26 protein-coding genes are annotated in these 20,444 nt (G+C 71.4%); 14 read left to right on the forward strand and 12 right to left on the reverse strand.

Features of this window, described 5'->3' with window-relative positions; translation table 11 throughout:
• Nucleotides 1–7 precede the first annotated feature (7 nt).
• Together madM and ASG32_RS01645 are read left to right on the forward strand one after the other, a co-directional pair.
• Nucleotides 8–772, forward strand: a complete 765-nt coding sequence (madM, locus tag ASG32_RS01640; RefSeq protein WP_056522271.1) for a malonate transporter subunit MadM — start codon at nucleotides 8–10, stop codon at nucleotides 770–772.
• A gap of 122 nt (nucleotides 773–894) precedes the next feature.
• The gene (locus tag ASG32_RS01645) at nucleotides 895–1,563 is read left to right on the forward strand and encodes a GntR family transcriptional regulator (protein ID WP_020091534.1); all 669 of its coding nucleotides are present in this window, start codon (nucleotides 895–897) and stop codon (nucleotides 1,561–1,563) included.
• Nucleotides 1,564–1,578: 15 nt separating this feature from the next.
• On the opposite strand, the gene ASG32_RS01650 is transcribed toward ASG32_RS01645, so the two are convergent.
• Nucleotides 1,579–2,463, reverse strand: coding sequence for an NmrA family NAD(P)-binding protein (locus tag ASG32_RS01650; protein WP_056521781.1), 885 nt, complete (start codon nucleotides 2,461–2,463; stop codon nucleotides 1,579–1,581).
• 74 nt (nucleotides 2,464–2,537) lie between these two features.
• Here ASG32_RS01650 and ASG32_RS01655 point away from each other — a divergent pair, with 74 nt between their 5' ends.
• Complete coding sequence (locus tag ASG32_RS01655; protein ID WP_056521784.1) at nucleotides 2,538–2,972, forward strand: helix-turn-helix domain-containing protein; 435 nt, start codon at nucleotides 2,538–2,540, stop codon at nucleotides 2,970–2,972.
• 72 nt (nucleotides 2,973–3,044) lie between these two features.
• Here ASG32_RS01655 and ASG32_RS01660 read toward each other — a convergent pair whose 3' ends face one another.
• Complete coding sequence (locus tag ASG32_RS01660; RefSeq protein WP_020091531.1) at nucleotides 3,045–3,416, reverse strand: cell division protein ZapA; 372 nt, start codon at nucleotides 3,414–3,416, stop codon at nucleotides 3,045–3,047.
• Between the two features lie 42 nt (nucleotides 3,417–3,458).
• Nucleotides 3,459–3,743: a DUF4164 family protein gene (locus ASG32_RS01665; RefSeq protein WP_056521788.1), complete on the reverse strand. Its 285-nt coding sequence runs from the start codon at nucleotides 3,741–3,743 to the stop codon at nucleotides 3,459–3,461.
• Between the two features lie 452 nt (nucleotides 3,744–4,195).
• Between ASG32_RS01665 and gap the strand changes: the two genes are divergently transcribed.
• From gap to ASG32_RS01700, 7 genes are all read left to right on the forward strand, one after another.
• Nucleotides 4,196–5,200 (forward strand): type I glyceraldehyde-3-phosphate dehydrogenase, encoded by a 1,005-nt coding sequence (gene gap / locus ASG32_RS01670; protein ID WP_012317185.1) that lies wholly within the window; start codon nucleotides 4,196–4,198, stop codon nucleotides 5,198–5,200.
• Nucleotides 5,201–5,289: 89 nt separating this feature from the next.
• Nucleotides 5,290–5,784: a hypothetical protein gene (locus ASG32_RS01675; RefSeq protein WP_026604681.1), complete on the forward strand. Its 495-nt coding sequence runs from the start codon at nucleotides 5,290–5,292 to the stop codon at nucleotides 5,782–5,784.
• 34 nt (nucleotides 5,785–5,818) lie between these two features.
• A complete protein-coding gene (locus ASG32_RS01680; RefSeq protein WP_056521791.1) occupies nucleotides 5,819–7,021 on the forward strand; it encodes a phosphoglycerate kinase in 1,203 nt (400 codons plus the stop codon).
• A 91-nt stretch (nucleotides 7,022–7,112) separates the two neighbouring features.
• Complete coding sequence (locus tag ASG32_RS01685; RefSeq protein WP_157861889.1) at nucleotides 7,113–7,337, forward strand: hypothetical protein; 225 nt, start codon at nucleotides 7,113–7,115, stop codon at nucleotides 7,335–7,337.
• 63 nt (nucleotides 7,338–7,400) lie between these two features.
• Nucleotides 7,401–8,471 (forward strand): class II fructose-bisphosphate aldolase, encoded by a 1,071-nt coding sequence (fba, locus tag ASG32_RS01690; protein WP_056521798.1) that lies wholly within the window; start codon nucleotides 7,401–7,403, stop codon nucleotides 8,469–8,471.
• Between the two features lie 19 nt (nucleotides 8,472–8,490).
• The gene (locus tag ASG32_RS01695) at nucleotides 8,491–9,135 is read left to right on the forward strand and encodes a thiamine phosphate synthase (RefSeq protein WP_056521801.1); all 645 of its coding nucleotides are present in this window, start codon (nucleotides 8,491–8,493) and stop codon (nucleotides 9,133–9,135) included.
• A 17-nt stretch (nucleotides 9,136–9,152) separates the two neighbouring features.
• Complete coding sequence (locus tag ASG32_RS01700; RefSeq protein WP_020091524.1) at nucleotides 9,153–10,184, forward strand: tetratricopeptide repeat protein; 1,032 nt, start codon at nucleotides 9,153–9,155, stop codon at nucleotides 10,182–10,184.
• A gap of 4 nt (nucleotides 10,185–10,188) precedes the next feature.
• Here ASG32_RS01700 and ASG32_RS01705 read toward each other — a convergent pair whose 3' ends face one another.
• The 9 genes from ASG32_RS01705 to ASG32_RS35560 all read right to left on the reverse strand — a co-directional run bounded on the left by ASG32_RS01705 (nucleotide 10,189) and on the right by ASG32_RS35560 (nucleotide 16,944).
• A complete protein-coding gene (locus tag ASG32_RS01705; protein ID WP_056521803.1) occupies nucleotides 10,189–10,629 on the reverse strand; it encodes a cupin domain-containing protein in 441 nt (146 codons plus the stop codon).
• A complete protein-coding gene (locus tag ASG32_RS01710) occupies nucleotides 10,626–11,039 on the reverse strand; it encodes a carboxymuconolactone decarboxylase family protein (RefSeq protein ID WP_056521806.1) in 414 nt (137 codons plus the stop codon). The genes ASG32_RS01705 and ASG32_RS01710 overlap by 4 nt, the downstream gene beginning before the upstream one ends.
• Nucleotides 11,040–11,067: 28 nt before the next feature.
• Nucleotides 11,068–11,493, reverse strand: coding sequence for a DUF779 domain-containing protein (locus tag ASG32_RS01715; protein ID WP_026604679.1), 426 nt, complete (start codon nucleotides 11,491–11,493; stop codon nucleotides 11,068–11,070).
• A 162-nt stretch (nucleotides 11,494–11,655) separates the two neighbouring features.
• A complete protein-coding gene (gene adh, locus ASG32_RS01720; protein ID WP_056521811.1) occupies nucleotides 11,656–13,179 on the reverse strand; it encodes an aldehyde dehydrogenase in 1,524 nt (507 codons plus the stop codon).
• A 273-nt stretch (nucleotides 13,180–13,452) separates the two neighbouring features.
• On the reverse strand, nucleotides 13,453–13,800 hold the full coding sequence (locus tag ASG32_RS01725; RefSeq protein ID WP_020091518.1) for a DUF3325 domain-containing protein: 348 nt from the start codon (nucleotides 13,798–13,800) through the stop codon (nucleotides 13,453–13,455).
• Nucleotides 13,797–15,290: a PepSY-associated TM helix domain-containing protein gene (locus ASG32_RS01730; RefSeq protein ID WP_056521814.1), complete on the reverse strand. Its 1,494-nt coding sequence runs from the start codon at nucleotides 15,288–15,290 to the stop codon at nucleotides 13,797–13,799. The genes ASG32_RS01725 and ASG32_RS01730 overlap by 4 nt, the downstream gene beginning before the upstream one ends.
• 26 nt (nucleotides 15,291–15,316) lie before the next feature.
• Nucleotides 15,317–15,628: a hypothetical protein gene (locus ASG32_RS01735; RefSeq protein WP_056521817.1), complete on the reverse strand. Its 312-nt coding sequence runs from the start codon at nucleotides 15,626–15,628 to the stop codon at nucleotides 15,317–15,319.
• A gap of 161 nt (nucleotides 15,629–15,789) precedes the next feature.
• Nucleotides 15,790–16,056, reverse strand: a complete 267-nt coding sequence (locus tag ASG32_RS01740) for a hypothetical protein (RefSeq protein ID WP_056521820.1) — start codon at nucleotides 16,054–16,056, stop codon at nucleotides 15,790–15,792.
• A gap of 96 nt (nucleotides 16,057–16,152) precedes the next feature.
• Nucleotides 16,153–16,944 (reverse strand): cold shock domain-containing protein, encoded by a 792-nt coding sequence (locus ASG32_RS35560; RefSeq protein ID WP_056521823.1) that lies wholly within the window; start codon nucleotides 16,942–16,944, stop codon nucleotides 16,153–16,155.
• A 314-nt stretch (nucleotides 16,945–17,258) separates the two neighbouring features.
• Here ASG32_RS35560 and ASG32_RS01750 point away from each other — a divergent pair, with 314 nt between their 5' ends.
• The 4 genes from ASG32_RS01750 (at nucleotide 17,259) to ASG32_RS01765 (ending at nucleotide 20,434) form a co-directional block, all read left to right on the forward strand.
• Nucleotides 17,259–17,732, forward strand: a complete 474-nt coding sequence (locus ASG32_RS01750; protein ID WP_012317168.1) for a response regulator — start codon at nucleotides 17,259–17,261, stop codon at nucleotides 17,730–17,732.
• A gap of 110 nt (nucleotides 17,733–17,842) precedes the next feature.
• Nucleotides 17,843–18,925: a Ppx/GppA phosphatase family protein gene (locus ASG32_RS01755; RefSeq protein ID WP_020091512.1), complete on the forward strand. Its 1,083-nt coding sequence runs from the start codon at nucleotides 17,843–17,845 to the stop codon at nucleotides 18,923–18,925.
• 10 nt (nucleotides 18,926–18,935) lie between these two features.
• On the forward strand, nucleotides 18,936–19,661 hold the full coding sequence (locus tag ASG32_RS01760) for an RlmE family RNA methyltransferase (protein ID WP_056521825.1): 726 nt from the start codon (nucleotides 18,936–18,938) through the stop codon (nucleotides 19,659–19,661).
• 11 nt (nucleotides 19,662–19,672) lie between these two features.
• Nucleotides 19,673–20,434, forward strand: coding sequence for a hypothetical protein (locus ASG32_RS01765; RefSeq protein WP_056521828.1), 762 nt, complete (start codon nucleotides 19,673–19,675; stop codon nucleotides 20,432–20,434).
• Nucleotides 20,435–20,444 lie beyond the last annotated feature (10 nt).

Genomic DNA, 20,444 nt, shown 5'->3' on the forward strand with positions numbered 1-20,444 from the left:
ACACGACATCTGGCACGGCATCGAGGACGTCTTCGTCGAGCAGAGCCTCGTGGCCGCCTTCGCGGTGGTCGGTGCGCTGATCCTGGTCTCGAACTTCTCCGCCAAGCACCTGACCAACGGCCGGGTCCACGGCTCCGCGATCGCGATCGTGCTCGGTCTGGTGCTCGCCTATGTCGGCGGGCTCTACACGGGCGGGAAGAAGGGCCTCGCCGACATCCCGGCGCTCGCCGGGATCGGCCTCATGGGCGGGGCGATGCTGCGCGACTTCGCCATCGTCGCCACCGCCTTCGAGGTCGACGTGATCGAGGCGCGGCGCGCGGGCTTACTGGGTGTCCTGGCGCTGGCGCTGGGCACTATCTTGCCGTTCATCGTCGGCACCCTGACCGCCGTGGCTTTCGGCTATCACGACGCGGTCTCGATCACGACGATCGGCGCCGGGGCGATCACCTACATCGTCGGGCCCGTCACCGGCGCGGCGATCGGCGCGGATTCCACCGTGATGGCGCTGTCCATCGCCACCGGAGTGACCAAGGCGGTGATGGTGATGGTCGGAACGCCCCTGGTCGCCCGGCTGATCGGCCTCGACAACCCGCGCTCGGCCATGGCGTATGGCGGCCTGATGGGTACGGTCAGCGGAGTCGCCGGGGGCCTCGCGGCGACGGATCCGAAACTCGTCCCCTACGGCGCACTGACGGCGACGTTCCACACCGGCATCGGCTGCCTCGTCGGACCCTCGATCCTGTTCCTGACGGTGCGGGCCCTGGTCGGCTGACGCGTCGGCTCACCGGCTTCCCGGCCGAAAAGCGGATCCGCACGCGCGGATTAGGGTATGGTCCCGCATCGTCTTCCCGAGGACGGGCAGGCGCCGCTCACGGGACGCTCGAGGAACGGCGGATGCACGGCGACTTCCAGAAGATCGACAGCGGGCTGCTCTCGGACCGGATCCGCGACGCGCTCACCGACGCCATCGCGTCGGGGACGATCGCGGCCGGTACGGCCCTCGACGAGCAGAACCTCGCCGATCGCTACGGCGCATCGCGCACACCCGTCCGTGAGGCGCTGCGCCAGCTCGCGGCCTCGGGCCTCGTGGAGATCCGGCCCCGGCGGGGCGTGGTGGTGGCGCGCCTGACGCCGCAGCGGATCGCCGACATGTTCGAGACGACCGCCGAGATCGAGGCGATGTGCGCCCGGCTAGCCACCTACCGGATGACACCCCTCGAGCGCGGGGAGCTGATGGAGCTCCACGAGGAATCCGCTAAGGCGGTCGAGGCGGGCGACGTCGACGCCTACGACCGATTCAACCGCGCCTTCCACGAGGCACTCTACACGGCGACGCACAACGGCTTCATGGCCGAGCAGGCGCTCGCGATCCGCGAGCGGCTGGCCGCGTTCCGGCGCACGCAGCTCCGCCACGCCGACCGGATCCGTCGCTCGCGGGAGGAGCACGGCGAGATCCTGTCGGCCATCGCCGAGGGGGACGGCGAGACGGCCGCCCGTCGCATGCGCGCCCACATGCTCCGGGCCGCGGCGGCGCTGGGGCGCTACATTGCCGAGACGGAGTGACGGGCCAACGCGGATTCAGAGCCGCGCGACGGCGTCGCGCACCGTGGACCGGTAGGGCGTCGTCGGCCTGCCGATCAGCACGCTCAGCTGACGCGTGTCGTCGTTGAGGGCGCCGCGGGCCGCGGCCGAGTCCGAGTCGGCGAGCAGCGCTGCGAGATCCGCCGGCAACCCGGCGGCGACCAGCGCCGCCTCGTACTCGGCCTGCGGCAGATCGCGGTACGCGACCGGCTTGCCGGCGGCCGCAGCGATCGCCGCGGCGAACTCGGTCAGCGTGTAGGCCTCGTCGCCCGCCAGCTCGTAGATGCGGCCACCCTGCCCGTCGGCGGTGAGGACCGAGGCCGCCGCCGCGGCGTAATCGGCCCGCGCCGCCGAGGCGATGCGCCCGTCGCCCGCGCAGCCGAGGACTGCGCCGTGGGCGAGCGCCGGCGCGATACCGGCGGCGTAGTTCTCCGTGTACCAGCCGTTGCGCAGCAGGACGAACGGCACGCCGGAGGCTTCGAGCAGCCGCTCGGTCCGGCGATGCTCCTCGGCCAGGGCGAGTGCCGACGTGTCGGCGTGCAGGACGCTCGTGTAGGCGATCAGGCCGACACCGACCCGCTTGGCGCTGTCGATGACGTTGCGATGCTGCGCCACGCGCCGGCCGATCTCGCTGGACGAGATCAGCAGGAGCCGCTGGATGCCCTCGAGCGCCGCGTCCAGGCTCGTCGGGTCCGCGTAGTCGGCCCGTCGGACCGCGACGCCGAGGCTTCGCAGGCTCCGTGCAGCCTCGCCCTCGGTGTCGCGCGCGCCGGCCATCAACGCGCCGGCCGGTACGCGCTGCAGGAGCGCCGCGACGACTCGGCGGCCGAGTTGGCCCGTGGCGCCGGTCACGAAGTAAGTCGGCTGACTGGTCGGGCTCATGATCGCTCCTCATGGTTCAATATCGGAGCATGGTCACTAGATGAGACCGCCAGCGCGGTGAAGGAGGCAGGATTTTGGGACCAGGTTACTCGGAGGAAACCGCGGTGCCGCTCGCCCGCGCCGAGCTGGCGGCCAAGTACGCGGCCTGGCAGGCCGGCGCTCTCGATCCGGCGGCGTGCCCGGTGCGGGACGTGCTGGATCGGGTCGGCGACAAGTGGTCGATGCTGCTCCTGATCGCCCTGGCCGACGGGCCGCACCGGTTCAGCGCCCTCCTCCGGACGCTGCCCGACATCTCGAAGCGGATGCTGACGCAGACGCTCCGGGACCTGGAGCGGGACGGTTTCGTCGCGCGGACGGTGTTCCCGACGAAGCCGCCCAGCGTCGAGTACCGGCTCACGGATCTCGGGGCCGCCTTGCTCGAGCCGCTGGCGCGCCTCGTGCAATGGGCGGAGGAACGTCACGGCGCGATCCGGGCGGCGCGGACCCGGTTCGACGCGGAGCCCTTCTAGGAGCGTCGCGCGCGGCCTGCCACGGCTTCATGAGGACGTCCGGCCTCGCGCTGTCCGCCCGCGCGAAGAGGGTCAGGCCCGCGGCGCCGATCCGCCGAGGGCGTCGGCGAGCCGCCCGATATGCTCGGCCGCCCGGCCGATCCCGAACGCCGCCCGCTCGGCATCGTCGACCCGCCCGCGCTCCGCGGTCTCGGCGGCGGCGCGCAGCTCCGCCACGCTGCTCTCCAGCGACGCGATCCGCGACCGCAGTTCCGCGAGTTCGTCGGCGATGGTCAGCGCCGCCATGACCTGCAGGCGCATGTCGCCGATCTCGCCGAAGCTCTTGCGCATCTCGCCGATGCGCCCGTCGAGGAGGGCGGCGAGACCGGTGAGATGCGCCTCCTCACCCTCGCCGCAGGCCATGCGGTAGCTGCGGCCGTCGATGGTCACGTTGATCTGCGGCAAGGATCGCTCCGGTGGTCGCTCCGACAGGCTTGGGCGGTGGTGTCAGGCGCGTCCGAGCACATCCTGAACGGTCTCGATGGCCCGGTCGAGCCGGTGGCCGACCTCCCCGGTCGTCGCCGAGACCGTGGCGAGGCGGGCGCTCGCCGCGTCCAGGGCGGCCGCGAGCCGGGCCCGGTCCTCGTCCATCAGGGCGAGTTCCGCGTCCCGGTCGGCGGGCTGCGCGTCCGTCTCGAGGCGATGCTGGACGACGGCGTCGAGGCGGTTGATCGCCGCTTCGAGCCGGTTGAGGGCGTTGTCGATGGAACGGGTCTCGGTCTCGTCGGCCATGGTTCTTCGTCTACCCCGACGCGAAGCTTTCCGTCGAATGCAGGCGAAATTCCAGCGCGAAAACGCGTTCGATCCCCGATCCGGTCGCTGACCGAATGGATCGTCGCGATCCCTGTTTATTGGTCGGTGGATCGAAGGTCTTTGTCACAGCCACGCGTTTGACAGGTCGAGGCTCCATGCTAGACAGCCGCGCGATCCCGAGAGGGACCGCGCGAGACATGCCGGAGGGCCGGTCCGCGACAGTTCCGAGGCCTCAGCCAGCACCGTCCAAATTGACGGTCACGGGCGTGGAAGCCCGGCCTCTCCCGGTCCGGTTCATCGCAGGTTCAAACCCGCCCGCCCAGATCCCGCCCGGCCCGGCCCGGACGGTATGGCGGGCCGCCGAGACCGCTCCGCGGACCGCCCCCCTGAGGTCCGGCGCGCGGCGAGCCGCATCAGGAAGGAGTCACGCCGTGACGAAGGTTGCCATCAACGGGTTCGGGCGCATCGGCCGCAACGTCCTGCGCGCGATCGCGGAAGCCGGCCGCAGCGACATCGAGGTCGTGGCGATCAACGATCTCGGCCCGGTGGAGACCAACGCCCACCTGCTCCGCTACGATTCCGTGCACGGCCGCTTCCCCGGCGAGGTCGCGGTCGACGGCGAGTTCCTCGTGGTCAACGGCAAGCGCATCAAGGTCACGGCCGTGCGCAACCCGGCCGAGCTGCCGCACCGCGACCTCGGCGTCGACATCGCCCTGGAATGCACCGGCATCTTCACCTCGAAGGACAAGGCGAAGGCCCATCTCGACGCCGGCGCCAAGCGCGTTCTCGTCTCGGCCCCGGCCGACGGCGCCGACCTGACGGTAGTCTACGGCGTCAACCACGACAAGCTCACGGGCGAGCACCACGTCGTCTCGAACGCCTCCTGCACCACGAACTGCCTCGCCCCGGTGGCGAAGGTGCTGGACGAGGCCGTCGGCATCGAGCGCGGCTTCATGACCACGATCCACTCCTACACCAACGACCAGCCCTCGTTGGACCAGATGCACAAGGATCTGTACCGGGCCCGCGCCGCGGCGCTCTCGATGATCCCGACCTCGACCGGCGCGGCCAAGGCCGTCGGCCTCGTGCTCCCGGAGCTCAAGGGCAAGCTCGACGGCACCGCGATCCGCGTGCCGACCCCGAACGTCTCGGCGGTCGACCTCGTGTTCACGGCCAAGCGCGCCACCACGGTTCAGGAGATCAACGACGCCATCAAGGCGGCCGCCTCCGGCCCGCTCAAGGGCGTCCTCGGCGTCACCGACCGGCCGAACGTCTCGATCGACTTCAATCACGATCCGCACTCGTCGACCTTCCACCTGGACCAGACCAAGGTCATGGACGGCGTGCTGGTGCGCATCCTGACTTGGTACGACAACGAGTGGGGCTTCTCGAACCGCATGGCCGACACGGCCGTGGCGATGGCCAAGCTCATCTGAGCCGGACTTCAGCGGTCGCCGCCTCCCTTGAGGCCGGCGGCCGCACCTCTCTTCGGACGGCCTTTCTTCGAACCAGGGACTCTCCAGGGATGACCGACGCTTCGCAGGGCACGTCGAGCGGGCCGGCTGCCGTGCCGCCCGCCCCCAGGCCGGCTCCGCCGCCGCCCACCACCCAGACCGCACCACCTCCCGTGGCGACCGCCGCACCCGCCGCCTCCGCGCTCCCGTCCCACGCGCTCCCGGCCAACCAGCTCTTCGATCAACTCGCGCGCATCGAGGACAAGTGCTCGCGCATTGAGGACAAGTACGCCCGCTCCGAGGCGCTGCTGTCCCGCGTCGAGGACAAGGTCGAGAACGCCGCGAACCGGATGAACGAGTCCGCGCGCCAGTCCGACCTCGCGGCGCTCCGCACGGAGATGCGCGGCCTCGCCGAGCGCACCCGGCGCCTGCCCGGAACCGGCGCCCTCGTCCTCACCGCCGTGATCACCGCCATCCTGACCGTGGTCCTGATGGTCGCCGTCCAGCGGCTCAACCTCGACCGCCTGCTGCCGCAGCGGGCCACCATCGGCACCACCGCGCAGTAACCGCCCCGCCCCGAACAGGACCGCACAAGACCGCATGAGCGCCTTCCGCACCCTCGACGATGCCGGCTCCCTCAAGGGCAAGCGGGTCCTCATGCGCGTCGACCTGAACGTGCCCATGGAGAACGGGCGGGTGACCGACGCGACCCGCATCGAGCGCGTCGCGCCGACGATCCGCGAGGTCGCCGAGCAGGGCGCCAAGGTGATCCTGCTCGCCCATTTCGGCCGCCCGAAGGGCAAGCGCGAGCCGAAGGATTCGCTGGAGCCGGTGGTCCCCGCCCTCGGCGCGGCCCTGGGGCGCAGCGTCGCGTTCGCGGCGGACTGCGTCGGCGACGCGGCCGCGCAGGCGGTGGCGGCCCTGAAGGACGGCGATGTCCTCCTGCTCGAGAACACCCGCTACCACGCGGGCGAGGAGAAGAACGACGCGGCCTTCGCGGACGCCCTGGCGGCGAACGGCGACGTCTACGTCAACGAGGCCTTCTCGGCGGCTCACCGCGCGCACGCCTCCACCGAGGGTCTGGCGCACCGGCTGCCGGCCTACGCGGGCCGCGAGATGCAGGCCGAACTCGACGCGCTGACCAAGGGCCTGGAATCGCCCCAGCGCCCGGTGATCGCGCTGGTCGGCGGCGCCAAGGTCTCCTCAAAGATCGACCTCCTCGAGAACCTCGTCGCCAAGGTCGACATGCTGGTGATCGGCGGCGGCATGGCCAACACCTTCCTGCACGCGCAGGGCAAGGCGGTGGGCAAGTCCCTCTGCGAGAAGGATCTCGCAGAGACCGCCACGCACATCCTGGCAGCGGCCGAGAAGGCCGGCTGCCGGATCATCCTGCCGGTCGATGCCGTCGCCGCGACCGAATTCAAGGCGCAGGCCCCGCACGAGACCGTGCCGGTCGATGCCGTGCCGGACGCGAGCATGATCCTCGACGCCGGTCCGCGCTCGGTCGCCGAAATCAACGCCGCCATCGACGGGGCAAAGACTCTGGTGTGGAACGGCCCGCTGGGCGCCTTCGAGCTCGCCCCGTTCGACGCCGCGACCGTGGCCGCCGCCAAGCACGCGGCGTCCCAGACCAAGGCCGGCCAGCTCGTCTCGGTGGCGGGCGGCGGCGACACGGTGGCCGCACTCAACCACGCCGGCGTGGCGCAGGACTTCACCTACGTCTCGACCGCCGGCGGCGCTTTCCTCGAGTGGCTGGAAGGCAAGGCCCTCCCGGGCGTCGAGGCGCTGCGGGCGAAGGGCTGAGACGGCCGCCTTGCTCTCCTCCCCCTTCGACCGAGCCCTATCTACGGTACCGGCCTCCATCGGCTGGGGGGCCGAGTCGATCGGTGACGACGTGGCGAACGCGACCTTCGAGATCCTGAAGGGCATCCGGGCGCGCGTAGCGATGCCGGCTATGGCGGGCGGCTTCGACGCGCGTGTCAGCGCGATCGCGGAGGCCGTCGTTGCCCTGGAGAACCGGTCCGGGTGCCGATCATCCGCCGAAAGAATGCCCTGGGCCGCGTCGGAGATTGACCGAAAGCAAGGCACTCGGCAGAGCGACACGATACAGCTCAGCTGAGGGCCTGACGGCAACTCCGGCGATCGGGCGGACGACGAAACGGGAAACGGGAAGACACGCACGATGGCACGCATCACCCTCCGGCAGCTCCTCGATCACGCCGCTGAGTACGAGTACGGCGTGCCCGCCTTCAACCTGAACAACATGGAGCAGGGGCTCGCCATCATGGCGGCCGCCGACGCCACCGACTCGCCGGTGATCCTCCAGGCGAGTCGCGGCGCCCGCGCCTACGCCAACGACGTCGTGCTCGCGAAGCTGATCGACGGCCTCGTCGAGATCTACCCGCACATCCCCGTCTGCATGCATCTGGACCACGGCAACAACGAAGCCACCTGCGCCACCGCCATTCAGTACGGCTTCACCTCGGTGATGATGGACGGCTCGCTGAAGGCCGACGGCAAGACCCCGGCCGACTACAACTACAACGTCGAGATCACCCGCAACGTCACCAAGATGGCCCACTGGGCCGGCGTCTCGGTCGAGGGCGAGCTGGGCGTGCTCGGCTCGCTGGAGAGCGGCCAGGGCGAGGCCGAGGACGGCCACGGCGCCGAGGGCACGCTGAGCCACGACCAGCTCCTGACCGACCCGGAAGAGGCGGTGAAGTTCGTCGAGGCCACCAAGGTGGACGCGCTGGCGGTGGCCATGGGCACGAGCCACGGCGCCTACAAGTTCACCCGCAAGCCCGACGGCGAGGTGCTGGCGATGAACGTGATCGAGGAGATCCACCGCCGGTTGCCGACGACCCACCTCGTCATGCACGGCTCCTCGTCGGTGCCGCAGGACCTGCAGGACATCATCAACCAGTACGGCGGCCAGATGAAGCCGACCTGGGGCGTCCCGGTCGAGGAGATCCAGCGCGGCATCAAGCACGGCGTGCGCAAGATCAACATCGACACCGACAACCGCATGGCGATGACCGGCCAGATCCGGAAGGTGCTCACCGAGAACCCGTCCGAGTTCGACCCGCGCAAGTACCTGAAGCCCGCCATGGAGGCGATGACGAAGCTCTGCAAGCAGCGCTTCGAGGAGTTCAACACCGCCGGCAAGGGCTCGAAGATCCGCCCGATCTCCGTCGCCGAGATGGCCAAGCGCTACGCCAGCGGCGCCCTCGACCCGAAGATCGGCCCGCAGTAGGCGCTGGTTGTCGGCCGCGATGAGCAACAGCGCCCGTCTCGCCCTGCTCGGACCGCACGGTCTCGACGCGGAGGGCCTCGCGGATTTCGTGGCGGCCCTGAAGGCCGCCTGCGAAGCCGGCGATGTCGCCGCCGTGATCCTGAGGCTCGCGACCACCGACGAGCGCGGGCTGACGGCCCGCGTCAAGTCGGTCGCCCCGACCGTGCAGGAGCGCGGCGCGGCCCTGGTCGTCGCCTGCCCGGGCTTCGCCGGCGACCTCGCCACGGTGGCGATCCGCGGCGGGGCCGACGGCATCCACGTCGACAAGCCGCGCGACCTGAAGGACCTGCGCGGCCGGCTCCGAGAGGGGCGCATTCTCGGCGCCGGCGGCCTGGAGACCAAGCACGGCGCGATGGAGGCCGGCGAGGCCGGGATCGACTACCTGATGTTCGGCGGCCTGTACCCGGACGGCGTCGCGCCCGAGGCGGAGACCGTGCGGGCGCGCGCCGCGTGGTGGGCCGAGATCTTCGAGACGCCCTGCATCGCGGTGGCCGCCGCCGCCGACGAGATCGCGCCGCTCGCCGCGACGGGCGCGGAATTCGTCGGCCTGGAGAGCGGCCTGTGGCTGCAGGATTCTGGCGCGGTCGAGCGGGCCCAGCGCGCCGTCCGGGAGATCGAGGCGTGAGGGGCCGCGACGTTCGCTTGGCGGCTGCTCTCGCCGGGGCCGCGCTGCTGGCGGCGCCGGCCTGGGCGGCCTCGGGGCCGGCCGATCCGGCCCGGACCGCGGCGCCCGGCTCGCTCGGACCCGCGGCGCAGACCGGCAAGGCGTCGATGCCGGAGCTGCCGAGCCCCTACACGCCGAACTACGCGCGGGGCGCCGTGCCGCCGCCGGGCAGCCAGCCGCCGGATTTCGCCTACGGCGCCTACCAGAAGGGCCAGTACGTCACCGCCTTCCGCGAGGCGACGAAGCGGATCGAGGCGAATCCCAAGGACGCCGCCGCCATGACGCTGCTCGGGGAACTGTACAATCAGGGCCTCGGCGTGAAGCAGGACCCGGTGAAGGCGGCCGACTGGTACCGCCTGGCCGCGGCTCAGAACGACGCCTCCGCCATGGCGTCCCTCGGGTTGATGGCCCTCGACGGCCGCGGCATGCCGAAGGACCCGAAGGGCGGGCGGCGCTGGCTCGAGCAGGCGACGGCCCAAGGTTCGCCGACCGCGGCCTACAATCTCGGACTGATCCTGATCGGCACCGGCGCCACCGCCGACGAGGCGGCGGCGGCGGCGCAGTTCCGCAAGGCGGCCGACGCCGAGATCGGCCCGGCCCAGCACGATTTGGGCGTGCTCTACCTGCAGGGCCGCGGCGTGCCAAAGGACCCGTCGAAGGCCGCGGAGCTGTTCCGGCGCGGCGCCGACAACGGCGATCTCGCCAGCGAGGTCGAGTACGCGATCCTGCTGTTCAACGGCACCGGCGTCACCAAGGACGAGCGGGCGGCCGCGAGGTACTTCCTGCACGCGGCCTCGCGCGGCAACGCCATCGCGCAGAACCGCGTCGCGCGGCTCTACGCCGTGGGTCGCGGTGTCGCCAAGAATCCCGTGGAGGCGGCCGCCTGGAACCTCGCGGCGGCCGGACAGGGCCTGTCCGACGCGTGGCTGGATCAGACCCTCTCCGGTCTCTCGGCCGACGAGCGCACCCGGGCGGAGCGTCTCGCCAACGAGCGGATCGAGCAGCGCTGAGCCGCTAGACCTCGGCCTTCGACCAGTCGACGCCGGCCTCGAGGTGCGGCAGCAGGACGACGCTCTCCTGCTCGTTCGGGTCCGTCCGGGCGATCACCGCGGTGACGGGCTCCGTCTGGCTGCGGTTGTAGGGCAGGTGCGGCACGTCGGCGGCGATGTAGACGAACTCGCCGGCGCCCGCGATCGCGTGGTTCTCCAGCCGCTCGCCCCAGAAGCAGCCGGACACGCCCGACAGCACGTAGATCGCCGTCTCGTGGGATTCGTGCTTGTGAGCGTGGGCCCGCTCCCCGGGCGGGATCTCCAGGAGTTGCATGTGCAGCGCCTTCGAATTCACGGACTCGGCCGAGACGGCCGGTCGGTAGATGTGCCCCTGCTTGCCGCGGAACGGCGCACTTTCGTGCACCACCCGGAACCCCTGCTTCTCCGTGCCGGACGCGGAACTCATGGACCTTCCTCCACTCTGAAGGCGGGATCGACGGGGATCTGCATGCCGTTGACCAGTGCGTTCGTCTGGTTGGCCATCCCGACGACCGCCAGGAACTCGCCGTGCTGGGCCTCCGTCAAGCCCTTGGCCCGCGCCGCCGCGGTGTGGGAATGGATGCAATAGGGGCAGCCATTCGCGATCGAGACCGCGATGTAGACCAGTTCCTTCGTCAGGGGATCGAGGGTACCCGGGCCCATGACGGTCTTGAGCGTCGACCAGGTCCGTTCCAGCAGTGCCGGATCGTTGGCGAGGCCCCGCCAGAAATTGTTGACGAAGTCGGATCCGCGGGTCGCCCGGATGTCAGCGAAGACCGCGCGGACGCGCGGGTCGGCCTCGGCCTCGGAATCGGACCAGAGTTTCACGGTCGCCATCGCAGTCCCTTCCTCGAAGCTCGCGCCGTCAGAGCCTGCACGCCTCCTCGAGCGCCCGGTTCTCCGCCTCGGAGAACAGGCGCGAGCGGATGTGGAAGCGCTTCTCCCGACCGTTCTCCAGCGAGAACATGCCACCGCGGCCCGGCACCACGTCGAGGATCAGATGCGTGTGCTTCCAGACCTCGAACTGCGACCGGCTGATGTAGAAGTCCGCGCCGCCGACGGTGCCGAGATGGACGTCGCCGTCGCTCACCAGGAAATCGCCGACGGGATAGCACATGGGAGACGAGCCGTCGCAGCAGCCACCCGACTGGTGGAACATGACCGGACCGTACTCGCCCCGCAGCTCGTCGATCAGCGCGAGGGCCGCCGGGGTTGCGGTGACCCGCAGCGGCGTCCCGTCGGCGCCGGCCTGCTCGGCGACATTGGCGTCCACACTCTGCTCCGAACTCATGCGATCCTCCCGGTCGATGCCTGAATATGCGTGCGTGCCGGCCGGTTTCCACTGCTGCGCCCTCCGGAGCGCGGAGTGCATGGTCGCCGGGTCCGGGATCGAAAAAGCCCCGGCCTTGCGGCCGGGGCTGAAGTTGTCTCGGGGGTTGACCCGGGAAGAAACTCAGAAGAACCCGAGCTTCTTGGCCGAGTAGCTGACCAGCATGTTCTTGGTCTGCTGGTAGTGATCGAGCATCATCTTGTGGGTCTCGCGGCCGATGCCGGACTGCTTGTAGCCGCCGAAGGCCGCGTGGGCCGGGTAGGCGTGGTAGCAGTTCGTCCAGACGCGGCCGGCCTGGATCGCCCGGCCGAAGCGGTAGGCGCGGGTCCCGTCGCGGGTCCAGACGCCGGCGCCGAGGCCGTAGAGCGTGTCGTTGGCGATGGAGAGCGCCTCGGCATCGTCCTTGAAGGTCGTGACCGACAGGACCGGACCGAAGATCTCCTCCTGGAAGATGCGCATCTTGTTGTGGCCGCGGAACACGGTCGGCTTCACGTAGAAGCCCTCGGCGAACTCGCCGTCCTTGACGTTCCGCTCGCCGCCCGTGAGCAGCTGCGCGCCCTCCTGCCGGCCGATGTCGATGTAGGAGAGGATCTTCTCCATCTGCTCGCCCGAGGCCTGGGCGCCGATCATCGTGGCCGGATCCAGCGGCGAGCCCTGGGTGATCGCCTCGACGCGCTTCACCGCGCGCTCCATGAACCGGTCGTAGATCGACTCGTGCACCAGCGCCCGGCTCGGGCAGGTGCAGACCTCGCCCTGGTTGAGGGCGAACATCGTGAAGCCTTCGAGCGCCTTGTCGAGGAAGTCGTCGTCCTCGTTCGCCACGTCGGCGAAGAAGATGTTCGGCGACTTGCCGCCGAGCTCCAGCGTCACCGGGATCAGGTTCTGCGAGGCGTACTGCATGATGAGGCGGCCGGTGGTCGTCTCACCCGTGAAGGCGATCTTGGCGATCCGCGGCGAGGAGGCCAGCGGCTTGCCGGCCTCGAGGCCGAAGCCGTTGACGATGTTCAGCACGCCCGGGGGCAGCAGGTCGCCGACGATCTCGGCCAGCACCAGCACCGAGGCGGGGGTCTGCTCGGCGGGCTTCAGGACCACGCAGTTGCCGGCGGCGAGCGCCGGGGCGAGCTTCCACACCGCCATCAGGATCGGGAAGTTCCACGGGATGATCTGGCCGACGACGCCCAGCGGCTCGTGGAAGTGGTAGGCGACCGTGTCGTGGTCGATCTCGGAGATCGAGCCTTCCTGCGCCCGCACGCAGCCGGCGAAGTAGCGGAAGTGGTCGATCGCCAGCGGGATGTCCGCGTGGGTCGTCTCGCGGATCGGCTTGCCGTTGTCCCAGGTCTCCGCCAGGGCGAGCAGATCGAGGTTCTCCTCCATCCGGTCGGCCATCTTGAGGAGGATGCGGGCGCGCTCGGCCGGCGCCGTCTGGCCCCAGGCCTCCCGGGCGGCGTGGGCGGCGTCGAGAGCCTTCTCGACGTCCTGGGCGTCGGAGCGGGCGACCTCGCACACCACCTTGCCGGTGATCGGCGAGGTGTTCTCGAAGTAGCGACCGGCCGCGGGGGCGACCCACCGGCCGCCGATGAAGTTGTCGTAGCGGGCCGAGAAGGGCGACTTGACCTTCGAGTCGCCGAGGAATTCCGGCTTGTTCATCGCTGTGTTCCCTCCGTGGGCCCCGGCCTCGCGAACCGCGGCTCTTGGGCTTAAGCTGGCGCTGGGGCGACCGATCCTGGGGGCCGCATCCGCTTCCGCTCTGTTCGCAGCCAATGGCTTTTGGCCTGCCGAATCAAGGTGGACTTTTGGCCAGTGCGCGAGTGCGCCGATCCTACGCGCTTCCCGGCATCACCGCGAGCGGGCAAAAGAGCCTCGTCTCCGGCACCGTCCGGCCGGCCGAATCGATGATGTGCCGGATCGGCGCGCCGTTCCTCAGCCGAGCAGGGCCAGCGGAACGGACGCCGCCGCGAGCGGGAGCGCCGCCAGGGCCGCGTTCCGCAGCCACGTGGGCCGGTACGCGACGATCGCCACCACGGCGAGGGCGGAGCCCGTCAGCGATCCGACCCACTGCACCGGGCCGAAATTCCAGCCCCCCGCCGCGACGGCCGCCGCGAACGAGAGGCCGAGCCCGCACCAGCCCGCCATCCGCAGGCTGCCGACCCGCGCCTTCGGCACGCCGACGCGGTAGGCGGCCCGATGGTGCCGGTCGAGGCTGAGGGCCAGGGCTGCGAAGCCCGAGAAGCTCAGGAGCAGGCTGAGGATCAGCGCGGCGGCTGTCATGCTTCGACCGTCCGGGACAGAGTTACCTTGGCCGGACGGGCCGCGGCCACGCCCCGCCGCGTGGCCAGCCGGGCCGCGAGGCCGAGCGCGAGGCCGACGGCCGCCATGGCGGCGTCGAAGGCGAGGAAGCGCTGCTGGCCGACGAGGATCACGTCCACCAGCGGGATCGCCAGGAAGGCGCAGGCCGGCACCGCCAGGGCGAGCGACCACGCGCGCCGTCGCGGGTACAGGGACGCCGCGAGGGCGGCCACGAGCCAGGCGGCGAAGAAGGCGCGCACCTCCCAGTCCGCCCGGGCCCCGAGCCCGTCGGGCAGCAGCCGGTTCGCCAGGAAATACGCGGCGAGGCCCACCGGCAGACCCGCGATGGTGCCGAGGTTGAGGAACCGCACGAGACGCAGGCCGAAACCCTCGGGATCCGCGCCCTTCGGCGCCCGGGCCACGGTCCAGAGCACGAGGCCGCTGGCGACCGTGGCGGCACCCATCACGCCGCAGAGGAAGAACAGGAGGCGCAGTGGGGCGGCGGCGAAGTGCGCCTCGTGCAGCCCCACCATCACGGCCCCGGTCCGGGTCGCCGCGCCGGCTTCGCCGACCCGGGCGATCTCCGAACCGGTATCGGCCGCGTAGGCGATCTGCGGGTGCAGGTGCGCGAGCCCGTGCGGCTCCTCGAAATACGCTGTCACGGTGGCGCCGGCGTCGCCCGGCCGCGTGACCAGCACCACCTCGGGCACCTCGCCCCCGGCGGCCGTCGCGCGGGCGACGATCTCGCCGAGCGGCAGCGGCGTGCCGGGGCGCCCGACCGGGGCCGCTCCCGGGATCGCCAGTCCGGCCTCGGCGTAGTAGCGCAGCATGTCGTCGCCGTAGACGGCCTTCATGCCCCAGGGCATCAGCATCGCCGACAGGGTGACGAGGCCCGTGTAGACGATCATCAGGTGGAACGGCAGCGCCAGGACGCCGACCACGTTGTGGGCGTCGAGCCAGGCCCGCTGCGCCGAGCGGTCGCGCCGGAAGGTGAAGAAGTCGGCGAAGATGCGCCGGTGCGTCACGATCCCGGAGATCAGCGCGATCAGCAGGACCATGGCGCAGGCCGAGACGATCCAGCGACCCCAGATCGGCGGCAGGCTCAGTTCGAAGTGGAATCGGTAGAGGAAGTCGCCGCCGCGCGTGTCGCGGATGCGCGCGGGCTCGCCCGTGGCGGGATCGAGGAGCGCGTGGTGGAACGGGCCACCCGGACGCGGCCACCAGTAGACCTCGACGGCCGGGGTCTCGGCATTCGGCAGCTTGACCGACCATCCGGCCGCGTCCGGCATGGTCCGGCGCAGGAACGCCCCGGCCCGCGTCGCCGCTGCAGCGGGATCCGGCGCGGTCGCGGACAGTTCGGGCCGCATCCAGTGCGAGATGTCGGTGCGGTAATAGCTGGCGGTGCCGGTGACGAAGATCGCGAACAGCACCCAGCCGACCACGAGGCCGGACCACGTGTGCAGCCACGCCATCGCCTGGCGGACACTCCGCGCCGGGCTCACGCGGCCGCCCCGTGCGCGAAGGCGCCGGCGAGCCACAGGGCACCGGTCAGCAGGAGCGCCGTCAGGCCCAGGACGACGGCCGCCCGGCCGAGCGTGCGGGCCGCGAACACCCAGATCGCCGCCGCCGCCATGATGGCGAAGCTCGCCAGCGTCCCGGCCGAGACCGCCTCGGCCCGCGGGAAGGGAAGAACCAGGGCCAGCAGCGCGCTCGACAGGGCGGCGACCGCGTAGCCGCCGAGGATCGCGAGCAGTACCCGGCCGGCGACCGCCGCGCGGTTTGCCAGCGTCGGCATGGCGCGGGCGCTCATGGCGCCATCCCTCGTTCCCGTGAGCCCATGGCGCGACGTACCAGCGGTCCGGGCCGCCGCGCAACGCCTATGTTCCGGAACGATTCCAGTGTGAAAAGAGGCGTTTAGGACGCCGGAAAGCGGCGCGTCCCGAGGTCGGATCCGACGCTCGCTGCCCCGCGCTACGGGCCGGCGGTTCCCGACGCGCCGTCGCGGCTCGGCCTGCGGATCGCCACGGCCGCATTCCGCGCGCTCGGCGGCAGATCGGCCCCGGGATCGGGTTTGCTGAACGCCGCGGCCGATCCGGACGCCGGGCCGACCGCGCGGCCGTCGCGCGCGTGTCCCCAGCCGTAGCCGGCGTTGATCCCCGCGTAGAAGCCCGTGAAGTCCTCTGCTCGCGCAGTTCCCGCGAGCAGCACCAGGGCCGTGGACAGCACAAGGCGGCGCATCGATCGTCCCCGAACGAGAAAGGCGGCGGCCCCGCTCGGAGCCGCCGCCTCATGATCTTCGCGGAACGCGGCGGCAAAGAGACCGCCGCGAGATCCTCAATCCTCGACGTTGATGCTCTGGGCCTCACGACCCTTCTGGCCCTCGACCACGCCGAGCGTGACCTGCTGGCCCTCGGCGAGCGAATCGAGACCGGCGCGGGACAGCGCGGAGCGGTGCACGAACACGTCCTTGCCGCCGTCGTTGACCGAGACGAAGCCGAAGCCCTTGGCGGGATCGTACCACTTCACGGTGCCGCTCATCTCGACCGACGGGCCGCTGGCGAAACGGCCACCGCCGCCACCACCGCCACCACCGCCGCCGCCGTAGCCGCCGCCGCCGCCGTAACCACCGCGATCGCGGTCGCCGTAGCCGCCGCCGGCCCCGGCGCCGAAGCCGCCGGTGCGCGGACGGAACTCACGCCGGGGCGCGGGCGCCTCGGCCGTGGAGGTGTCGACGCTGGTGACGCTCGTGACCTGCGGGCCTTTCTGACCCTGGGCCGTCGTGACCGTCAGCCGGGTGCCCGGCATCAGATCGTCGTGGCCGGCCGCCTCGACAGCGCGGATGTGGAGGAAGGCATCGCCCGAACCGTCGCCGAGTTCGACGAAGCCGAAGCCCTTCTCCTTGTTGAACCACTTGACCGTCGCATCGCGCTCCGGTCCGGACGCGACGGGAGCCGCGCCACGCGACGGGCCGCGATCGAAACCGCCCCCGCCGAAACCACCGCCGCCCCCGCCGAAACCGCCGCCGCCGTATCCGCCGCTGGGGGGAGCCTGATCAGGCCATCTCGGCTCGCCACTCTCGTCGAAGCCGCGCTTCTGCGGCCCTCTGAAATCACGACCACGTCCCATAGAAAGCTCGCAAAAACCGTCCGCCGCCCTTGTCTCGAATACCGCGTGCGCGCCATCCCAGACAGCCCACGCCCCGCACTATCATTACCCCAGGTCGCGGTAACCAAGAATAACGCCCCAGTCCTGACGCAATCGGGCCTTGACCGCAAGGACCTTCTTGGCTCAGAGGCGCCCGTTTCGTTACTTTCTTGCGGCAAACAACGGAGTCCGCCCCCGCTCCCGCGCCGGCCCTTTCTCATTCGAGGGAAGGCGTTAGCGAAACGCAAAGGCTGTCCGGCTAGACTCGGCCCCGCGCCCCGCAGAACCGGCCGGCCATGATCGCGACACCGACTTTCCCCGATCTCTCCGCTCTTGTGGTCGACGAGAGTCTCTACATCCGCCGAATCGTGCGCGACATGCTGATGCGCGTGGGCATCAAGCGAGTGCTGGAGGCGCCGGACGGGGCCGAGGCGCTGGGCGTGCTCGCCGAGAGCAAGCCCGACATCAGCATCATCGACTGGGACCTGTCGATCCTGTCGGGCGAGGAGTTCATCCGGCTCGCGCGGACCCCGACCACCTCCCCCTGCCCCACGATCCCGATCATCCTGATGCTGGCCCAGCCCCGCCGGAACGTGGTCGACCGGGCGGTGGCGCTCGGCGTCAACGAGATCATCGCCAAGCCGTTCTCGCCCAAGACCCTGTGGTCGCGGCTGGACGAGGTGATCAACCGGCCCCGCCCCTACTCGCAGGTGAAGAGCCTCCTGCGCCCGATCCCGCGCCGGGCCAGCGCGATGAAGGCCGTCGCCTGAGCGCGACCGCGATGGGGCGTTGCAGTTCCCCGCCGAGCCTGTAGGGTCGCAGTTCGACAGAGTCCGAGCGCGCTGCTCAGGGCCGACCCGAAGGATCGACGGCCGCGCCGATGAGGGACGAGACCGCCGCGGCCGCGCCGTCCCGAATCCAGACCGGCGCGGTGCCGCTCCAGACGCAAGCCCCCGTGCCGGGCCGCGAGCGTCGCCGCGCCGCCTACGCGGCGCTCGACCTCGGCACCAACAATTGCCGCCTGCTGGTCGCGGAGCCGACCTTCAGCGGCTTCCGCGTGATCGACGCGTTCTCGCGGATCGTGCGCCTCGGCGAGGGCCTCGGCACGTCCGACCGCCTGAGCGAGGCGGCGATCGAGCGGACCGTGGAGGCCCTGCGGATCTGCCGGGCCAAGATGCAGGCCCGCGGGGTGCAGCGGGCCAAGATCATCGCCACGGAGGCCTGCCGCCTCGCGGTGAACGGCGCCGCCTTCGTGGAGCGCGTCCGCCGCGGCGTCGGCCTCGACCTCGAGATCGTCGACCGGCAGACGGAGGCGTATCTCGCGGTCACCGGCTGCGCGGCGCTCGCGGACCCGCTGGCCGAATCGGTCATCATCTTCGACATCGGCGGCGGCTCGACCGAGATCGCGTGGCTGGACGGGGCGGCCGCCAACCCGTCGACCGACCCGACGCTGCGGATCCGGGCCTGGGATTCGCTGCCGGTCGGCGTGGTCACGCTCGCCGAGCGCCACGGCGGCGCCGAGGTCACCCGGCGCATGTTCGAGGGCATGGTCGAGGAGGTGGCCGAGAAGCTCTCGGCCTTCGCGCTCCGCGCCGCGCCCGCGGCGACGGCGCCGCATTTCCACCTGCTCGGCACGTCCGGCACCGTGACGACCATCGCGGCGATGCATCTGCGCCTCGCCCGCTACGAGCGTCGGCGGGTCGACGGGCTGTGGATGAGCGACGACGCGGTCTCGACCGCGATCGACGACCTTCTCGACACGCGCTTGGAGCAGCGCGCCGACAACCCCTGCATCGGCCGCGACCGCGCCGATCTCGTGCTCGCGGGCTGCGCGATCCTCGAGGCGATCCGTAGGGCGTTCCCCTCGGAGCGCCTGCGCATCGCCGACCGCGGCCTGCGCGAAGGATTGCTGATGAACATGATGCGGGAGGACGGGGTCTGGAACCGGAAGGCGGTCCGATGAGGGCGGCGCGATGAGCGACCGGCGCGGCGGCGCGAGTTCCGGCGGCGGTGTCCGGGGCGAACTGAAGCAGCGGGTGAAGACCGGCCGCGGACGAACCCTGTCCCAGAAGCGCTGGCTCGAGCGCCAGCTCAACGATCCCTACGTGGCCCGCGCCAAGCGCGAGGGCTACCGGTCGCGGGCGGCCTACAAGCTCCTGGAGATCGACGAGCGCTACAAGCTCCTGCGGCGCGGCCAGAAGATCGTGGACCTCGGCGCCGCGCCGGGGGGCTGGTCGCAGGTGGCCGCGCGGGTGGTCGGGCCGACGGGCCGCGTCGTGGGCATCGATCTCCTGGAGATCGAGCCGATGGCCGGGGTCGAGTTCATCACCCTGGACTTCCTCGACCCCGAGGCGCCTGACCGGCTGACCGGCATGCTCGGCGGCCCCGCCGACCTCGTCATGTCCGACATGGCCGCCAACGCCACCGGTCACAAGAAGACCGACCACCTGCGGATCATCGGCCTCGCCGAGACGGCGGCGGAGTTCGCCCGCGAGATCCTGGGCCCCGGGGGCGCCTACCTCGCCAAGGTGCTCCAGGGCGGCACCGAGGGCGCGCTGCTCACGGACCTGAAGCGCGACTTCGCCACGGTCCGGCACGTCAAGCCGGCCGCGAGCCGGGCCGATTCGAGCGAGCTCTACGTCCTGGCGACCGGCTACCGGGGCGCGCCGGGCCGGGCGGCGTCCGCCGACGAGGGCTGAGCCGCCCGGCGATGCTCCTCGCCTGGGCCCTGTCCGTCCTCAACCCGGCGCCGCTGCCCCTGCGCCGGCTCGGCTATGTCCGCCAGAGCGGCCTGCTCCACGCCCGCTCGCGCCGCTGCCGGGCGGCCTGGGCGCCGCACCTCGCACGGGCCCGGTCCGTGATCGCGGCGGCGGCCGAAGCGACCCGGCAGCGCCGGCACGCGGTGGTGCTGGGCTCGGGCCTGCTCGACGACGTGCCGCTCGACGCCCTCGCCCGCCGGTTCGACCGGGTCAGCCTCGTGGACGCCGTCCATCCCTGGCCGGCGCGCCTCGCCGCCCGCCGCGTCCCGAACGTCGCGCTGGCGACCGCGGAGATCAGCGCCGGTCTCGCGGGGGCCTGGGCCGATCTCTGCACGGAGGCCGACCTGATCGTCTCGGCGAATCTGCTGTCGCAGATCCCGCTCCTCCCGATCGAGGCCCACGAGACCCGGGGCCGCGAGGCCCCCCCGCGACTCGGCGCGCACCTCGTCGAGACCCACCTGGCGGCGCTCGACGCGCTCGCCGGGCGCGTCGAGCGCGTCTGCCTGATCACCGACACGGTGCAGCGCGAGGAGGACCGGGCGGGCCGGACCGTCGACAGCGCCGACCTGCTGTTCGGGATCGCGCTGCCGCCCGCGCCGGAAGCCTGGGACTGGGAGATCGCGCCGTTCGGCGAGATCGGCCGGCGTCGCCGCCTGATCCACCGCATGCACGCCTACCCGGACTGGAAGGCCGCGCGACGGTCGCCTCGCTGAGCCGCGAAAG

The organism is Methylobacterium sp. Leaf361, from assembly GCF_001424445.1.
In the GTDB taxonomy this organism is placed as follows: domain Bacteria; phylum Pseudomonadota; class Alphaproteobacteria; order Rhizobiales; family Beijerinckiaceae; genus Methylobacterium.

What these genes read in the sequence shown, in the direction of transcription:
- ASG32_RS01650 (WP_056521781.1), bottom strand. Translation starts at nt 2,463, where the DNA reads ATGAGCCCGACCAGTCAGCCGACTTACTTCGTGACCGGCGCCACGGGC.
- ASG32_RS01760 (WP_056521825.1), top strand. Translation starts at nt 18,936, where the DNA reads ATGAGCGACCGGCGCGGCGGCGCGAGTTCCGGCGGCGGTGTCCGGGGC.
- ASG32_RS35560 (WP_056521823.1), bottom strand. Translation starts at nt 16,944, where the DNA reads ATGGGACGTGGTCGTGATTTCAGAGGGCCGCAGAAGCGCGGCTTCGAC.
- ASG32_RS01665 (WP_056521788.1), bottom strand. Translation starts at nt 3,743, where the DNA reads ATGGCCGACGAGACCGAGACCCGTTCCATCGACAACGCCCTCAACCGG.
- ASG32_RS01740 (WP_056521820.1), bottom strand. Translation starts at nt 16,056, where the DNA reads ATGCGCCGCCTTGTGCTGTCCACGGCCCTGGTGCTGCTCGCGGGAACT.
- ASG32_RS01675 (WP_026604681.1), top strand. Translation starts at nt 5,290, where the DNA reads ATGACCGACGCTTCGCAGGGCACGTCGAGCGGGCCGGCTGCCGTGCCG.
- ASG32_RS01705 (WP_056521803.1), bottom strand. Translation starts at nt 10,629, where the DNA reads ATGAGTTCCGCGTCCGGCACGGAGAAGCAGGGGTTCCGGGTGGTGCAC.
- ASG32_RS01645 (WP_020091534.1), top strand. Translation starts at nt 895, where the DNA reads ATGCACGGCGACTTCCAGAAGATCGACAGCGGGCTGCTCTCGGACCGG.
- fba (WP_056521798.1), top strand. Translation starts at nt 7,401, where the DNA reads ATGGCACGCATCACCCTCCGGCAGCTCCTCGATCACGCCGCTGAGTAC.
- ASG32_RS01750 (WP_012317168.1), top strand. Translation starts at nt 17,259, where the DNA reads ATGATCGCGACACCGACTTTCCCCGATCTCTCCGCTCTTGTGGTCGAC.
- ASG32_RS01735 (WP_056521817.1), bottom strand. Translation starts at nt 15,628, where the DNA reads ATGAGCGCCCGCGCCATGCCGACGCTGGCAAACCGCGCGGCGGTCGCC.
- adh (WP_056521811.1), bottom strand. Translation starts at nt 13,179, where the DNA reads ATGAACAAGCCGGAATTCCTCGGCGACTCGAAGGTCAAGTCGCCCTTC.
- ASG32_RS01680 (WP_056521791.1), top strand. Translation starts at nt 5,819, where the DNA reads ATGAGCGCCTTCCGCACCCTCGACGATGCCGGCTCCCTCAAGGGCAAG.
- ASG32_RS01725 (WP_020091518.1), bottom strand. Translation starts at nt 13,800, where the DNA reads ATGACAGCCGCCGCGCTGATCCTCAGCCTGCTCCTGAGCTTCTCGGGC.
- ASG32_RS01715 (WP_026604679.1), bottom strand. Translation starts at nt 11,493, where the DNA reads ATGAGTTCGGAGCAGAGTGTGGACGCCAATGTCGCCGAGCAGGCCGGC.
- ASG32_RS01710 (WP_056521806.1), bottom strand. Translation starts at nt 11,039, where the DNA reads ATGGCGACCGTGAAACTCTGGTCCGATTCCGAGGCCGAGGCCGACCCG.
- ASG32_RS01730 (WP_056521814.1), bottom strand. Translation starts at nt 15,290, where the DNA reads ATGGCGTGGCTGCACACGTGGTCCGGCCTCGTGGTCGGCTGGGTGCTG.
- ASG32_RS01765 (WP_056521828.1), top strand. Translation starts at nt 19,673, where the DNA reads ATGCTCCTCGCCTGGGCCCTGTCCGTCCTCAACCCGGCGCCGCTGCCC.
- ASG32_RS01695 (WP_056521801.1), top strand. Translation starts at nt 8,491, where the DNA reads ATGAGCAACAGCGCCCGTCTCGCCCTGCTCGGACCGCACGGTCTCGAC.
- ASG32_RS01755 (WP_020091512.1), top strand. Translation starts at nt 17,843, where the DNA reads ATGAGGGACGAGACCGCCGCGGCCGCGCCGTCCCGAATCCAGACCGGC.